The organism is Pseudomonas sp. ANT_J28 (assembly GCF_008370005.1).
In the GTDB taxonomy this organism is placed as follows: domain Bacteria; phylum Pseudomonadota; class Gammaproteobacteria; order Pseudomonadales; family Pseudomonadaceae; genus Aquipseudomonas; species Aquipseudomonas frigoris.
The window spans coordinates 103636-118377 of the sequence record NZ_VOBM01000015.1 but is presented as its reverse complement, the minus strand read 5'-3'; the positions used below and the strand labels follow the sequence as shown (position 1 = coordinate 118377).

Below are 14742 nucleotides of genomic sequence, written 5' to 3'. Positions count from 1 at the left end.
CGCTCGGCATCAGCAAGACTCAAGCCTTACGCAAAGCCACCCGCCAAACCCGCGCAACATCACTGGCCCGCTCCCGCAACAACCGCGGTGCCTCGGCACACGCCTGCTCCAGCGTCATCGGCCCACTGGCCAAGGCAAACGCGGCATCGATGCCATGTTCGTACAGTGCTTGATAACCCTCCCCCAGTGTTCCGGCGAGGACGATCACCGGCACGCCGTGCTGCCGAGCAATACGCGCCACACCAAACGGCGTCTTGCCGCGCAGGGTCTGGGCGTCGAAACGACCTTCACCGGTGATCACCAGGTCGGCGCCCTTGACCGCATCGTCCAGGCCGACCAGTTCGGCGACCACTTCGACCCCGGCCTTGAACTGCGCCCCCAGAAACGCTTTGGCGGCGAAGCCCAGGCCGCCTGCCGCACCGCTGCCCGGTTCGTCACGTACATCTTTGTTCAATACCTGAGCGCATCGTTCGGCAAAGTGCCCGAGCGCGCGATCCAGTTGCTGGACTTGCTCGGGTGATGCCCCTTTTTGCGGGCCGAAAATCGCTGAGGCACCGTGAGGGCCGCACAGTGGATTGTTGACGTCGGCGGCGATGTCGAATTGCACCTCGGCCAGACGCGGATCGACTTCACTCATGTCGATTCGCGCTAGTTGCGCGAGGGCCAAGCCGCCCGGTGCCAGTATTTGGCCCTGGGCGTCCAGCAGTTTGATGCCCAAGGCTTGCATCGCACCCGCCCCGCCGTCGTTGGTGGCGCTGCCGCCAATCGCCAGAATCACCCGTTGCGCCCCGGCATCGAGCGCCGCGCGGATCAACTCGCCGGTGCCGAATGTGCTGCTGATGCAGGCGTCACGCTTGCCCGGCGGAACCAGTTGCAGGCCACTGGCCTCGGCCATTTCGATGATCGCGGTGTGGCTCTGGGGCAGCCAGCCCCAAACGGCCTCAACCGTTGCGCCGAGCGGCCCGCGGACATGGGTGCGGTGCAGTTCGCCCTCGCACGCCGCCAGAATAGACTCGACGGTCCCCTCCCCGCCGTCCGCCATCGGGCATTTGACCAGGAGCGCATCGGGCCAAACCTGCGCCAACCCCAGAGCAATGGCGTCAGCCACACCCTGGGCACTCAGGCTGTCCTTGAATGAATCGGGGGCGATGACGATTTTCATGCGAATTCTCCAGTTCCAATGCGCTCCATGCTGCCAGCAGGCAAGAACAATAACGCCGGTCCGCTGCACAAGCGGTCATGACGATTATTGTTCATTCCAACAAAACCGGCATTGTGATGCCTCGCGAAGGCGTCCTTGCAGTCGCCACATCTCTACTCAGTTTGCGGAAGCAGTTGCACACCAAGGTACAAAGCCAGCATCCCGTCCAGCTTCAGCGGATCAACACCACTAAGCTCGGCAATCCGCTCCATCCGGTAACGCAAACTGTTGCGATGAATGCCCAGCGCATCGGCACAGGCCTGGCTCTGACCATCGTGATCACACCAACTGCGCAGGGTCGCCAGCAATTGGCCGTTGCCATCCTTGGCGATGACTTTGCGCAGCGGTTTGAGCAACTCGTCCAGCGCGTCGTCGTTGCGGTGCCGCCAGAGCATCACCGGCAGCCGATACCGATTGAGCGTCAGCAACCTCGAACGCGGCAACACATCGCGGCCATAGGCCAGCAAGTCGCCGACACGTCGATAGCAGCGGCGCAATCCCGACAGCCCATCGGCCTGCCCGCCCACGGCGATGCGCAGAATGTTCCAGCCGAGGCCGTCGAGTTTTTCCAGCAACCGGTCATTCTCGATCGCCTGCGCCGCCGGTCGGCACCAGAGCAACGAGGACTTGGCCGAACTCACGCACCAACTGTCCGGGTAGCGCGAGGTCAGCCAGGCGCTGAGCGCTTCGACGGTTTGCCCGGGACCGTGTTCCATCCCTAACTCGAACAGATACGGCACCCGCGTTATCTGCGGCTTGAGCCCAAGCTGTTGCGCTTCGTCGATCAGCCGCGGCGAATCCCCGGCCTCACTGAGCAGCAATGCCAGCAAATCATCGCAACGCTGACGCCGCCATTGCTGTTCGGCCTGCTGATTGCGCTGGCCGACCAGCATCTCGGCGGTCATCCGCACCAGTTCGGCATAGGTGCGCAATTGATCGGGTTCACCGGTGATGCCCAGCACGCCAATCAAACGCTGATCGAGCAACAGCGGCAGGTTGATGCCCGGTTGCACGCCTTTCAAATGAATCGCCGTTTGGGCGTCGATCTCCACCACCCGCCCGTTGGCCAGCACCAGTTGCGCGCCTTCATGCCGGGTGTTGACCCGCTCCGGTTCGCCGCTGCCAAGAATCAGGCCCTGGCTGTCCATGACGTTGACGTTGTACGGCAGGATGGCCATCGCCCGGTCGACGATGTCCTGGGCCAGGTCGTGATCGAGTTCGAACATAGCGGGGATCCTTGAAAGCGTGATGGAGCGGATTGTTCACCCGCACAGGCCTTGGTTGCAAACCCTGTGCTCAGGCACAAAGACAGCAACCCTGAGGGTGGCTGAGACTCTCAGGGCGATCAACGTTACCCTTTGCATCGCAAAAAATCATAATAAAGAGAGAGCCCGCCATGTCACAGAGCGCCGCCGCTACCCAGGCCATCACTGACGAAAAAAACGCCGTCTACAAACGCATTACCCTGCGTTTGATTCCCTTCATTTTCATCTGCTACCTGTTCAACTACCTCGACCGGGTGAACGTTGGATTTGCCAAGCTGCAGATGCTCGACGCACTGAAATTCAGCGAAACCGTGTACGGCCTCGGGGCCGGGATCTTCTTTATCGGCTACGTGTTGTGCGGCGTCCCCAGCAACCTGGCCCTGACCAAATTCGGCCCGCGCCGCTGGATCGCGCTGATGATGATCGTCTGGGGCTCGCTCTCGACCTGTTTACTGTTCGTCACCACCCCGACCGAGTTCTACACCTTGCGCCTGTTCACCGGCGCGGCCGAAGCCGGGTTCTTTCCGGGCGTGGTGCTCTACCTCTCGCAATGGTTCCCGACCTTCCGCCGTGGCCGCATCATGGCGCTGTTCATGTCGGCGATCCCGGTGTCCGGCCTGCTCGGCAGCCCGTTTTCCGGCTGGATTCTCAATCACTTTGGCGCAGGCCAGACGGGTTTGGCGGGCTGGCAGTGGATGTTCCTGCTCCAAGGCATTCCGACCGTGATCCTTGGCGCCCTCGCCTACTTCCTGCTGAGCGACAGTTACGCCAACGCCAAATGGCTCACGCCGTTCGAGCGCTCGGTGCTGGAAGCCGACCACGCTGAAGACCTGGCCAACAAACCGAAAACCACCACTGACTCGCTGCTGGCCGTGTTCAAGAACCCGGCGATCTGGGCGTTTGGTCTGATCTATTTCTGCATCCAGAGCGGCGTCTACGCGATCAACTTCTGGCTGCCGTCGATCATCAAAAACCTGGGCTTCAGCGATAACCTGGTGATCGGCTGGCTCAGTGCGATTCCGTACCTGCTGGCGGCGCTGTTCATGTTGATGGTCGGCCGCTCGGCGGACCTGCGCAAAGAGCGCCGCTGGCATTTGGTGGTGCCGATGCTCATGGGCGCGGTCGGTTTGCTGATCGCTGTGAACTTTGCGACTACGCCGGCCATTGCTATCCTCGGCCTGACCATCGCCACCATGGGCGCCCTCACCGGTTTGCCGATGTTCTGGCCGGTGCCGACTGCGCTGCTCAGCGCCGGTGCGGCGGCGGGTGGTTTGGCGTTGATCAACTCCATGGGGCAGATGGCCGGGTTCCTGAGTCCGTATCTGGTGGGTTGGGTCAAGGACAGCACCGGGTCAACCGATGCCGCGCTTTACCTGCTGGCGGGCGTGATTGTTTGCGGGAGTTTGTTGGCGCTGCGTATGACGCGGACGTTGCGGGGGTAGCCATTTCATTAGTTTGGTCCGGGGGGGCGATATTTCCGTTTGCCCCGCCCCACCATTCTGGTATTTGATTGAGGCTTTCTCCCACCGGCAAAAGGATTTCGGCATGAGCTACCGCACACTGGGTCATTCGGGTTTACAGGTTTCCACCCTGACCCTGGGCACCATGATGTTCGGCGAACAGACCAGCACCGAAGATTCCCTGCGGATCATCGACAAGGCCTGGGACCAGGGCATCAATTTCATCGACACCGCAGACGTCTACACCAACGGCCGCTCCGAAGAGATCGTCGGCGAAGCGATTGCCGGTAACCGCCACGAATGGGTGCTGGCAACCAAGGTCGGTTTTGGCCCGGTGGACGGCGTGCCGAACCGCAGCGGTTTGAGCCGCAAGCACATTTTCAATGGCCTCGACGCCAGCCTGACGCGCCTGGGCACTGACTATCTCGACATCTATTACCTGCACCGCGAAGACCACAACACGCCGCTGGAGGTCACGGTGTCGGCGATTGGCGATCTGATTCGTCAGGGCAAGATTCGCTATTGGGGTTTGTCGAACTACCGTGGCTGGCGCATCGCCGAGGTGATTCGTGTGGCCGATCAACTGGGCATCGACCGGCCGGTGATCAGTCAGCCGCTGTACAACATCGTCAACCGTCAGGTGGAAACCGAGCAGATCACTGCCGCGCAAAACTATGGCCTGGGCGTGGTGCCTTACAGTCCGCTGGCTCGTGGTGTGCTCAGCGGTAAATACGCGCCGGACGTGAAGCCGGACGCCAACAGCCGCGCCGGCCGCGCAGATAAACGCATTCTGGAAACCGAATGGCGCGTCGAGTCTCTGCGCATTGCTCAGCAGATCCAGCAATACACCCAGAGTCGCGGCGTGGGCATCGTGGAATTCGCCATCGCCTGGGTGCTGAACAACAGCGCCGTCACCTCGGCCATCGTTGGACCGCGCACTGAAGAACAATGGGATGCCTACACTAAGGCGCAGGCGGTGAAGATTACGGCGGAGGATGAGGCGTTTATTGATTCGCTGGTTGTACCTGGGCATGCATCGACGCCGGGGTTTAATGATGTGAGCCACTTTGTGTCGGGACGCAAACCGCGCTAACAGCAAAAGATCGCAGGCTTCGCCAGCTCCTACCTGGATCGGTGTACCCAGTAGGAGCTGCCGAAAGCTGCGATCTTTTATCTGGCGACACATTCACCGGCCGAACCACGTATCCTCTGCGCCCTTTTCACGTTCAACTTCGCGAGGACAGTTTGTCTAAAGGTATCGCTCTATCGGTTTCAGCCTCGGTGCTGTTTGCCGTCATGTATTACTACACCTCGCTGCTCACGCCTTTGAGCGGCGTAGAAATCTTCGGCTGGCGCATGCTGCTGACCCTGCCATGCATGACCGTGTTCATGGTGGTCTCCGGCGAATGGAAACGCGTGGTCGCCCTTTTTCGGCGGCTAACTGGCCAACCAAAATTGCTCGCTGGCCTGATCCTTTCCGCGATGCTGCTTGGCCTGCAACTCTGGCTATTCATGTGGGCTCCGCTCAACGGCTTTAGCCTCGACGTGTCCCTGGGCTACTTCCTGTTGCCGCTGTCCATGGTGCTGACCGGGCGGTTCGCCTATGGCGAGCGACTGTCTTACCTGCAAAAGGTTGCCGTGTTTTTTGCGTCCCTCGGCGTGCTCAACGAGCTGTATCAGGTCGGCGGATTTTCCTGGGCGACCTTACTGGTCGTCATCGGTTATCCGCTCTACTTCATCCTGCGCAAACGACTGGCGACCGACAACCTCGGCGGCTTGTGGATGGACATGGCCTTGATGTTACCCGTGGCGTTCTGGTTCGTTCAGGGCGGTGAACAGGGTTTCGCCGTGTTCGATCAACACCCGTGGCTGTCGCTGCTGATCCCGTTGCTCGGCGTCATCAGCGCTTCGGCGCTGGTGGTTTACATCATCGCCAGCCGGTTGTTGCCGTTCAGCCTGTTCGGGTTGTTGAGTTACGTCGAGCCGGTGCTGTTGCTCGGCGTCGCGTTGCTGCTGGGGGAAAGCATCAAGCCCGGTGAGTGGCTGACTTACATCCCGATTTGGTTGGCGGTGGTGGTTCTGGTGTTCGAAGGGTTCAAACATCTGGTCCGGCATCGACGAAAATCGATGTAGGACCGGCACGAAAAAGCCCGGCCAGCATTGCTGCTGACCGGGCTTTTTTTACATCTGAAACGGCTTAGTCGGTGGAGAGCACACCACGACGAACCTGGTCGCGCTCAATGGATTCGAACAGCGCCTTGAAGTTGCCTTCGCCGAAACCATCGTCGCCTTTACGCTGGATGAATTCGAAGAACACCGGGCCCATCAGGGTTTCCGAGAAGATCTGCAGCAGCAGACGCTTGTCGCCCGACTCGGACGAACCATCCAGCAGAATGCCGCGCGATTGCAGTTGATCAACCGGCTCACCGTGGTTCGGTAAACGGCCTTCGAGCATTTCGTAGTAGGTTTCCGGCGGCGCGGTCATGAAGCGCATGCCGATGCTTTTCAGGTGATCCCAAGTCTTGATCAGGTCATCGGACAGGAAGGCAACGTGCTGGATGCCCTCGCCGTTGAACTGCATCAGGAACTCTTCGATCTGCCCGGCGCCCTTGGACGATTCTTCGTTCAGCGGGATGCGGATCATGCCGTCCGGCGCGGTCATGGCCTTGGAGGTCAGACCGGTGTATTCGCCCTTGATGTCGAAGTAACGGATCTCGCGGAAGTTGAACAGCTTCTCGTAGAAGTTGGCCCAGTAGGCCATACGACCGCGGTACACGTTGTGGGTCAGGTGGTCGATGATCTTCAGGCCAGCCCCGACCGGGTTGCGGTCAACGCCTTCGATGAACACGAAGTCGATGTCGTAGATCGAGCTGCCTTCGCCGAAACGGTCGATCAGGTACAGCGGCGCACCACCGATGCCTTTGATCGCCGGCAGGTTCAGTTCCATCGGGCCGGTTTCGATGTGAATCGGCTGGGCGCCCAGTTCCTGGGCCCGGGCAAACGCCTGCTGGGCATTCTTGACGCGGAACGCCATGCCGCACACCGACGGACCGTGCTCGGCCGCGAAGTACGAAGCGACGCTGTGGGGTTCGTTGTTGAGGATCAGGTTGATCTGGCCCTGACGATACAGGTGCACGTCTTTGGAGCGGTGGGTCGCGACCTTGGTGAAGCCCATGATCTCGAAGATCGGCTCCAGGGTGTTCGGGGTCGGCGATGCGAATTCGATGAATTCAAAGCCCATCAGGCCCATTGGGTTTTCGTATAAATCTGCCATGGTTGGCGCCTCATCATTTTCTTGTCAATTAACGGATCGTTAGTTGCTAGCAATGCTGAGACCGGCGGGTGGCGCGCAGGAGATGCCCCGCACGCTGCGGGCGAGGAAGTCACCGTAGATCAATTGAAACCCAAAACTCTTCATTGTCGACCCAAGGCTCTTGCGGGCGAGGCTTCTGCTGCCAGAAGACGATTATTCTTATATGCGTAACCCGATTCTACACAGCGTAAATCGGTTTGTCCGCCTTCTGTATCAAATCCCCTTTTTCCCTGCTCGCGCAAGGGGTTTGTTGCACAGGAAAATCCCAGCGAGGATCAGCCCTCCTCCCAGGCACATCGCCAGGGTCAACTGTTCGCCCAACAACAGCGCACCGAGGATCACCGCAGTCAGCGGATTCAGAGCGATGAACACGCCTGAACGCGTCGCGCCGATTTTACGAATGCCGTCGTAATAGCCGATATAGGCCAGCGCCGAACCCAATACGCCCAGGTACATCAGGCTCATCCATTGCTTGGGTCCGAGGCTGGCGAGTGCAGCAACACTCAATTCACCACTAACAGCACTGGTCACCCACAGCATCAGCGTGCCCAACAGAATCGAGTACGTCACCGTTTGCACCGGGCCCAGGGTTTGATTCAGATCTTTGGAGAACAGCGAATAAACGCCCCAGCCAAGCACGCAGCCGAAGATCAACAGATCGCCGATCCAGGCATCGGGATTGCTGGCCAATAGTTGTGGATTACGACTGACGATCACCAGGCTCGCCCCGGTAATGCAGATCGCGATTCCGATGACTTTCACTCGGCTCAAGCGCTCCTTAAATAGCAGCCATGACGCCAGCCCGATCACGGCTGGGTTCAACGCCACGATCAATGACGCCCGTGAGGCATTGATGTAGTGCAGCCCATAGAAGAAGCACAGGTTGTAGAAAAAGATCCCGAAAAAACCCAGCAGCGCCAATTGCAGCCATTGCCGGGGGCTGGGCCTTGCAAAAGGCACGCGGGCCAGTAGCAGAAACACCAACAACGCCACGCTGGCCAGCAAGAATCGCAGGCTGGCGGCAAACAAGGGACTTAGGCTGTCGGCCAGAAACCGCCCGGCGACAAAGGTGCCGCCCCAGATCATGGTGACGGCAGCCAGTTTCAGATAAACCGGGACATCCGAAGGGTTGGACAGACTTTGCTCATAGGTCGTCATAGGTTTCCAGAACGAGAAATCGGGAGAGATGACGTATCATCTGATTAATACCTTCTCATCGTAAAATGAGTAAACACTCATGACCCTTACCCAACTGGAGATATTTTCTCTGGTCGCCGAGCTTCAAGGCTTTACGGCGGCAGCCAATCGCTTGGGGATTTCCCAATCCGCGGTCTCTCACGCCCTCAAGTCGCTGGAACAGGAATTGGGCGTCGAGTTGCTGCGCCGGCATCAGTCCCGGGTCGAACTCAGCGACATCGGCCAACAGCTTTTGCTGCGCGCCCGGGCGATGCTGGGCCTGGCGAACACCTTGCGCCAGGAAGCGGCCGATGCGCGCGGAATGAAACGCGGCACGTTGCGCATCGGCTCGTTTGGCCCCACCTCATCGATCAAACTGCTGCCGCTGATCCTGCGGCACTACCGCGCGGCTCACCCGGGCATCGAGGTCCACATTGACGAAGGCCCGGACCGGCAGGTGATCCAGTGGCTGGAGGAGCGGAGAATCGACATCTGCTTCGTGGTGTTGCCCGAGGAGCGGTTCGACACTTTTGCGCTGGTCGAGGACCAAATGGTCGCGCTGCTGCCCGTCGATCATCCGCTGGCTCGTCGCGACAGCCTGAGCTTGAGCGATTTATGTAACGACCCCTTTGTATTGACCGAGGCCGGCTCTTCGGAACTGGTGTCGCGACTGTTCAGTGCCGCGCGGCTGACTCCGAACATCCGTTATCGCTGCTCGCAACTACTGAGCACGCTGGACACCGTTGGCCGAGGCGACGCGCTGACGGTTGTCGCCGAAAGCTCATTACCCGACGACCGCGACAGTCGCTACGTGAAAAAACCGCTATCGCCACCGGTCATCCGTCAGGTTGGTCTGGCGGTACTCGACCAGCGCCAGTCATCCCCTGCGGCGCTGGCTTTTATCAAACTGGCCGAACGCCTGAATTACCGTTGAGCGGCACACACACCGAGGGCCAACTATCATGGCCTCTACCTGAACTCTTTTTGGAAGGCGTCCCGTCCTGCTAGCATTTGAGAGCCCTACTTCATCGTTACAGGTTTCGCAAATGCCACTGAACGTCAAAACCCGCCGCAAACGCGGTATCAGGATGGCTGTGACGCTACTGAGCGGATTACTCCCGGTGCTGTTGGGATTTGCCATTCTTTATATGCAAGCTGAGCGTGCGCTCAAGCAAAGCACTGAACAGACGGCCGAAGAAGCCATTCGCCAATTCGAATTGATGCTCGACAACACCGCCCAGGCCGCTCGGGAGCTTCTGCCGCTGGCCGGCCAAAACTGCAACGACGTCAAACTGGCCTTGCGCGAACAGGTCACCCGCCGTCCGTTCGTGCGCTCGACCAATCTGGTGTGGGACAACACCATTTATTGCAGTTCTTTGTTCGGTGACGTTCAGGAAAAGATCGTTTCCGGCGACTACAGCAAAGGCGCGTTATTGCTGATGAAAGGCAACCCGGTCACGCCGGATACCGCATTGCTTGTGTATCGGCTCAGCAAAGAAAAACACGGCGCGATGAGCACCCTGGACGGGTATCACCTGAGCAACGTACTGCGGCTGATCGGCCGCAAGACATTGCTGCTATTGCAAGTCGGCCCCCATTGGCTGTCCGCCGATGGCAAATTCCATGAAGGTGCCCTGCCTGCCTTTGCGGTGGCGAAAACCCAATTGGCGTCCTCGCGTTACGCCTTTTCGGTGACGGCCGGATTTCCTGAAGGCGAAACCTGGCGCTTCATGAGCAGTGAGTATCCGCCGCTGTTCAGCTTGCTGGTCTTCTTCGGTGTGATGTCCGGCTTGATCGGGCACGTTGTACAAAAACGCTCGTCATCACCGAGCAATGAAATGCGGCGCGCCCTGGAAGCTACGGAGTTCATTCCGTACTTTCAGCCTGTGGTGCATGGCGACAACAAGAAGTGGTCCGGCGCCGAGGTGCTGATGCGCTGGAATCATCCAAAGGAAGGTCTGGTGCGCCCGGAGCTGTTCATTCCGCTTGCCGAACACACCGGGCTGATCGTGCCGATGACCCGCTCATTGATGCAGCAGACCGCCGAATGGTTGGCGCCTGTTTCATCCTCATTCGAGGGCGCTTTTCATATTGGCATCAACATCACCGCCAGCCACTGCAAGGACTTGAAACTGGTCGAGGATTGCCGTCAATTCCTCGCGGCCTTCAAACCGGGTGCCGTCAGCCTGGTGCTGGAACTCACCGAGCGCGAACTCATCGAACCCACGGCCATCACCCACCAACTGTTCGAACAGCTTCACGCGCTGGGCGTGATGATCGCGATCGATGACTTCGGCACCGGTCACTCAAGCCTGGGTTACCTGCGTCAGTTCAATGTGGACTTTCTGAAAATCGACCAGAGTTTTGTCGCCATGATCGGCGTTGACGCCCTCTCACGGCATATTCTGGACACCATCATCGAACTCTCGGCCAAGCTCGATCTGGGTATCGTCGCCGAAGGCGTGGAAACCGTGGAGCAAAGTGATTATCTGACCGCCCACGGCGTGAACTTCTTGCAAGGTTATCTGTTCGGCCGGCCGATGCCCGGCGCGGACTTCATTAACGCATTAAGTCACCATTAACTAGCGACACTAAGCGACGAGACAGGAGATCGCGCACCAATTTGAATCAAAAGACTACTGTTGTTACATGAAGAAAAAGACAGGATTTACTCTTGGCCAATTAACTACTACAATTTTTCATGCCTGCGCTAGATTGGCAGGTGAGCCATTATCACCGAGTCGCTTCAAGGCTCTTGGCTTATAGCTTTGTTTGCGGTTGGTATCAGCCAAACACACTATTGGAGTAAAGATATTGTCCAGACTCGCTGAATTTCGCGCAGCTGAAAAGGCCCTTCAGGAGCAGCTCAAGCAGCTGGAAACCCTGAAGAATGATGCCGGGCTCAAGAAAGAAATCGAATTCGAAGAAAAGCTCCAGGGGCTGATGAAAACCTACGGCAAGAGCCTGCGCGACATCGTCGCCATTCTCGATCCGAACCCGGCAAAATCCGGTCTGCAACAGGCAACAGCGCCTAAAACCCGCCGCGCTCGCGTGGTCAAGGTTTATCAGAATCCGCACACCGGTGAACTGATTGAAACCAAGGGTGGCAACCACCGCGGCCTGAAAGCCTGGAAGGAACAATACGGTGCAGCTACCGTTGATTCCTGGCTGCGTGGCTAAGCACTCGCGGTGAAAAAAAGCCCTGCCAATGCAGGGCTTTTTCATGGACGCCTTCTAAATGCAACGATTGGCGTCGATCAACTCGCTACTTGTTGAATAACTTTGTGCTTAACCCTTTGGTATCTAAAAACTTCCGAACGCGCTGAAACCGGCAGCCATTGAAATCTTTAACTAAAGTTTCAAGCTGTTACGGGCTGCCTCTATTTCATCCTGACTTGCCTTATAAACCTCTGCCTGCCCCGCGTAGGAAAGAACATAGGCCTTATCGCCATCCACGGCGGCAACCAATGTTTGAGAGAGCACATGCCTTCCGTTCTGCGTGATCGTGCAGGTAGTTTCCAGCGCTGATAAGCGGCTCAACGTCGTCGGGTGAATCTTGTTGCAGACACTTTGATAACCGCCCTGAAAGAAGTCCTTCTGCACCGACTTGCGCATCTCCAGCAACACGCCTTGCAGATTCACCTGATGACCGCTTTCCACCTGAGTCATGGTCAACTCCATCACCATCACCGGCGTGCCACCCTGATCGTTTTTCACCGCACGCTGGCGGGACACCTGGGCGTTGGCCTCATCTTGCGGGACAGTTTCGACCTCCCAGCCGTTGGGCCAGGTCATGATTGGCTCGTCTGCGTGAGCGCTATTAACACCTGAAAGCACGCAGATCAGGACGAACATCGATTTACAGAAACGAATCATTGCAATGAACACTCACGGATTGAACCGTAAAGTCTGAGCTTCGCCCGTCTGTCAGGCAATAGCCGACGCTTTGGGTTTGGTGATGTTCGAGCCCTTGCGTATCATTGTCGCCATTCGTTAGCCCCACTTATTTTCCGGAGGGCCCATGAGCCTGCACGAATTGAACACCTTACCAGGCGTGACTGCCCAACCTGACACCGCCACCCAGAAGTTCGTCTTCAACCACATCATGCTGCGGGTCAAGGACATCACCAAGTCCCTGGATTTCTACACGCGCATTTTGGGTTTCTCGCTGGTGGAAAAACGTGACTTCCCGGAAGCCGAGTTCAGCCTGTACTTCCTGGCGCTGGTCGATAAAAACCAGATCCCGGCCGACGCTGCTGCCCGCACTGAATGGATGAAGTCGATCCCCGGCATTCTCGAATTGACCCACAACCACGGCACCGAGAACGACGCGGATTTCGCTTACCACAACGGCAACACCGACCCGCGTGGCTTTGGTCACATCTGCATCTCGGTGCCGGATATCGTCGCTGCGTGCGAGCGCTTCGAAGCGCTGGGCTGCGACTTCCAGAAACGCCTGAATGACGGCCGTATGAAAAGCCTGGCCTTTATCAAAGACCCGGATGCGTACTGGGTTGAGATCATCCAACCTGCCCCACTTTAAGCCCCGCTGCAGATCCCCCTGTGGGAGCGGGCTTGCTCGCGAATGCGGTGTGTCATTCAGCAGCGATATCGGCTGATGGTCCGCATTCGCGAGCAAGCCCGCTTCCACATTTGGAATGTGCACGACACAAAAAAACCCATGATCACTCATGGGTTTTTTGTGTTTTCAGCGTCGGGTTTTATGCCGGGGCCGAGGTCCGGATCAAGTGATCGAATGCGCTCAAGGAAGCCTTGGCGCCCTCGCCCACCGCAATCACGATCTGCTTATACGGCACGGTGGTCACGTCACCGGCAGCGAACACACCCGGCATCGACGTTTCACCGCGGGCATCGACGATGATCTCACCGCGAGGCGACAACTCGATGGTGCCTTTGAGCCAGTCGGTGTTGGGCAGCAAACCGATCTGCACGAAGATCCCTTCCAGCTCGACGCTACGCAACTCGTCCGACTGACGATCCTTGTAACGCAGGCCGTTAACCTTCTGACCGTCGCCCAACACTTCAGTGGTTTGCGCACTGGTAATCACGGTGACGTTCGGCAGGCTGTGCAACTTGCGCTGCAAGACCGCATCGGCGCGCAGCTGCACGTCGAACTCCAGCAGTGTTACGTGGGACACGATGCCCGCCAGGTCGATGGCCGCTTCGACGCCGGAGTTACCGCCGCCAATCACCGCCACACGCTTGCCTTTGAACAGGGGACCATCGCAGTGCGGGCAGTACGCCACGCCTTTGTTGCGGTATTGCTGCTCACCCGGGACGTTCATTTCACGCCACCGCGCACCGGTCGCCAGGATCACGGTCTTGGCTTTCAGGGTCGCGCCGCTGGCGAAGTGGACTTCGTGCAACTCGCCGCTCTTGCCTGGCACCAACCTGTCGGCGCGTTGCAGGTTCATGATGTCGACGTCGTATTGCTTGACGTGTTCTTCCAGCGCCACGGCCAGTTTCGGCCCTTCGGTTTCCTGCACGGAGATGAAGTTCTCGATGGCCATGGTGTCGAGCACCTGCCCACCAAAACGTTCAGCGGCCACACCGGTGCGAATGCCTTTACGGGCGGCGTAGATCGCGGCCGAAGCACCGGCCGGGCCACCGCCAACGACCAGTATGTCAAAAGCTTCTTTGGCGCTGATCTTCTCGGCCTGACGCTCGATACCGCTGGTGTCGATCTTGGCGAGGATTTCTTCAAGGCCCATACGACCCTGGCCGAAGTTCACGCCGTTCAGGTAAATGCTCGGCACGGCCATGATCTGACGGTCATCGACTTCGGCCTGGAACAGCGCGCCATCGATGGCGACGTGGCGGATGTTCGGGTTAAGCACGGCCATAAGGTTCAACGCCTGGACCACGTCCGGGCAGTTCTGGCAGGACAGCGAGAAGTAAGTCTCAAAGCTGAACTCGCCTTTGAGCGAGCGGATCTGCTCAATCACATCAACGCTGGCTTTCGAAGGGTGACCGCCGACTTGCAGCAAGGCCAGCACTAGGGATGTGAATTCATGGCCCATCGGGATGCCGGCGAAACGCAGGCTGATATCGGCACCCGGGCGGTTGATCGAGAACGATGGTTTACGCGCATCGTCACCGTTGTCGAGCAACGTAATTTGGGTAGAAAGACTGGCAACGTCTTTCAGAAGAGCGAGCATTTCCTGGGATTTCGCACCGTCGTCGAGGGATGCAATGATCTCGATCGGCTGGGTGACCCGTTCCAGGTATGACTTCAACTGGGCTTTAAGATTGGCGTCCAACATACGGGCGATTTCCATGCTTTTAATAGGGAGTGAATTCAAAAAA

Annotated in this window: 13 protein-coding genes; 7 read left to right on the top strand and 6 right to left on the bottom strand. The window is 58.4% G+C overall.

Annotation, left to right across the window (positions count from 1 at the left end; all coding sequences use genetic code 11):
• Window positions 1-19: 19 nt before the first annotated feature.
• Together FQ187_RS13245 and FQ187_RS13240 are read right to left on the bottom strand one after the other, a co-directional pair.
• On the bottom strand, window positions 20-1162 hold the full coding sequence (locus FQ187_RS13245; RefSeq protein WP_149629834.1) for a glycerate kinase: 1143 nt from the start codon (window positions 1160-1162) through the stop codon (window positions 20-22).
• A 152-nt stretch (window positions 1163-1314) separates the two neighbouring features.
• On the bottom strand, window positions 1315-2427 hold the full coding sequence (locus FQ187_RS13240) for a sugar diacid recognition domain-containing protein (protein WP_149629833.1): 1113 nt from the start codon (window positions 2425-2427) through the stop codon (window positions 1315-1317).
• 170 nt (window positions 2428-2597) lie between these two features.
• Here FQ187_RS13240 and FQ187_RS13235 point away from each other — a divergent pair, with 170 nt between their 5' ends.
• The 3 genes from FQ187_RS13235 to rarD all read left to right on the top strand — a co-directional run bounded on the left by FQ187_RS13235 (window position 2598) and on the right by rarD (window position 6059).
• Window positions 2598-3908: an MFS transporter gene (locus FQ187_RS13235; protein ID WP_149629832.1), complete on the top strand. Its 1311-nt coding sequence runs from the start codon at window positions 2598-2600 to the stop codon at window positions 3906-3908.
• A 103-nt stretch (window positions 3909-4011) separates the two neighbouring features.
• Entirely contained in the window at window positions 4012-5019 is a 1008-nt protein-coding gene (locus FQ187_RS13230) for an aldo/keto reductase (RefSeq protein WP_149629831.1), read from the top strand.
• Between the two features lie 152 nt (window positions 5020-5171).
• Complete coding sequence (gene rarD, locus FQ187_RS13225) at window positions 5172-6059, top strand: EamA family transporter RarD (RefSeq protein ID WP_149629830.1); 888 nt, start codon at window positions 5172-5174, stop codon at window positions 6057-6059.
• Between the two features lie 64 nt (window positions 6060-6123).
• Here rarD and hppD read toward each other — a convergent pair whose 3' ends face one another.
• The gene (gene hppD, locus FQ187_RS13220; RefSeq protein ID WP_008155142.1) at window positions 6124-7200 is read right to left on the bottom strand and encodes a 4-hydroxyphenylpyruvate dioxygenase; all 1077 of its coding nucleotides are present in this window, start codon (window positions 7198-7200) and stop codon (window positions 6124-6126) included.
• Between the two features lie 252 nt (window positions 7201-7452).
• Window positions 7453-8397: a DMT family transporter gene (locus tag FQ187_RS13215; protein ID WP_149629829.1), complete on the bottom strand. Its 945-nt coding sequence runs from the start codon at window positions 8395-8397 to the stop codon at window positions 7453-7455.
• A gap of 79 nt (window positions 8398-8476) precedes the next feature.
• Between FQ187_RS13215 and FQ187_RS13210 the strand changes: the two genes are divergently transcribed.
• The 3 genes from FQ187_RS13210 to FQ187_RS13200 all read left to right on the top strand — a co-directional run bounded on the left by FQ187_RS13210 (window position 8477) and on the right by FQ187_RS13200 (window position 11595).
• Window positions 8477-9349 (top strand): LysR family transcriptional regulator, encoded by an 873-nt coding sequence (locus tag FQ187_RS13210; RefSeq protein ID WP_149629828.1) that lies wholly within the window; start codon window positions 8477-8479, stop codon window positions 9347-9349.
• A 112-nt stretch (window positions 9350-9461) separates the two neighbouring features.
• A complete protein-coding gene (locus FQ187_RS13205; protein WP_149629827.1) occupies window positions 9462-10997 on the top strand; it encodes a cyclic diguanylate phosphodiesterase in 1536 nt (511 codons plus the stop codon).
• 232 nt (window positions 10998-11229) lie between these two features.
• Complete coding sequence (locus tag FQ187_RS13200; protein ID WP_149629826.1) at window positions 11230-11595, top strand: histone-like nucleoid-structuring protein, MvaT/MvaU family; 366 nt, start codon at window positions 11230-11232, stop codon at window positions 11593-11595.
• A 171-nt stretch (window positions 11596-11766) separates the two neighbouring features.
• Here FQ187_RS13200 and FQ187_RS13195 read toward each other — a convergent pair whose 3' ends face one another.
• Entirely contained in the window at window positions 11767-12291 is a 525-nt protein-coding gene (locus FQ187_RS13195) for a DUF4946 domain-containing protein (RefSeq protein ID WP_149629825.1), read from the bottom strand.
• Window positions 12292-12436: 145 nt separating this feature from the next.
• Between FQ187_RS13195 and gloA the strand changes: the two genes are divergently transcribed.
• Window positions 12437-12958 carry a lactoylglutathione lyase gene (gloA, locus tag FQ187_RS13190; protein WP_149629824.1) on the top strand — a complete coding sequence of 174 codons (522 nt, stop codon included), beginning with the start codon at window positions 12437-12439 and terminating at the stop codon, window positions 12956-12958.
• Window positions 12959-13136: 178 nt separating this feature from the next.
• Here the strand turns inward: gloA and ahpF are convergent, their stop codons facing one another.
• Window positions 13137-14699: an alkyl hydroperoxide reductase subunit F gene (gene ahpF / locus FQ187_RS13185; protein WP_149629823.1), complete on the bottom strand. Its 1563-nt coding sequence runs from the start codon at window positions 14697-14699 to the stop codon at window positions 13137-13139.
• Window positions 14700-14742 lie beyond the last annotated feature (43 nt).

What these genes read in the sequence shown, in the direction of transcription:
- FQ187_RS13245 (WP_149629834.1), bottom strand. Translation starts at nt 1,162, where the DNA reads ATGAAAATCGTCATCGCCCCCGATTCATTCAAGGACAGCCTGAGTGCC.
- FQ187_RS13240 (WP_149629833.1), bottom strand. Translation starts at nt 2,427, where the DNA reads ATGTTCGAACTCGATCACGACCTGGCCCAGGACATCGTCGACCGGGCG.
- FQ187_RS13235 (WP_149629832.1), top strand. Translation starts at nt 2,598, where the DNA reads ATGTCACAGAGCGCCGCCGCTACCCAGGCCATCACTGACGAAAAAAAC.
- FQ187_RS13230 (WP_149629831.1), top strand. Translation starts at nt 4,012, where the DNA reads ATGAGCTACCGCACACTGGGTCATTCGGGTTTACAGGTTTCCACCCTG.
- hppD (WP_008155142.1), bottom strand. Translation starts at nt 7,200, where the DNA reads ATGGCAGATTTATACGAAAACCCAATGGGCCTGATGGGCTTTGAATTC.
- FQ187_RS13215 (WP_149629829.1), bottom strand. Translation starts at nt 8,397, where the DNA reads ATGACGACCTATGAGCAAAGTCTGTCCAACCCTTCGGATGTCCCGGTT.
- FQ187_RS13210 (WP_149629828.1), top strand. Translation starts at nt 8,477, where the DNA reads ATGACCCTTACCCAACTGGAGATATTTTCTCTGGTCGCCGAGCTTCAA.
- FQ187_RS13205 (WP_149629827.1), top strand. Translation starts at nt 9,462, where the DNA reads ATGCCACTGAACGTCAAAACCCGCCGCAAACGCGGTATCAGGATGGCT.
- FQ187_RS13195 (WP_149629825.1), bottom strand. Translation starts at nt 12,291, where the DNA reads ATGATTCGTTTCTGTAAATCGATGTTCGTCCTGATCTGCGTGCTTTCA.
- gloA (WP_149629824.1), top strand. Translation starts at nt 12,437, where the DNA reads ATGAGCCTGCACGAATTGAACACCTTACCAGGCGTGACTGCCCAACCT.
- ahpF (WP_149629823.1), bottom strand. Translation starts at nt 14,699, where the DNA reads ATGTTGGACGCCAATCTTAAAGCCCAGTTGAAGTCATACCTGGAACGG.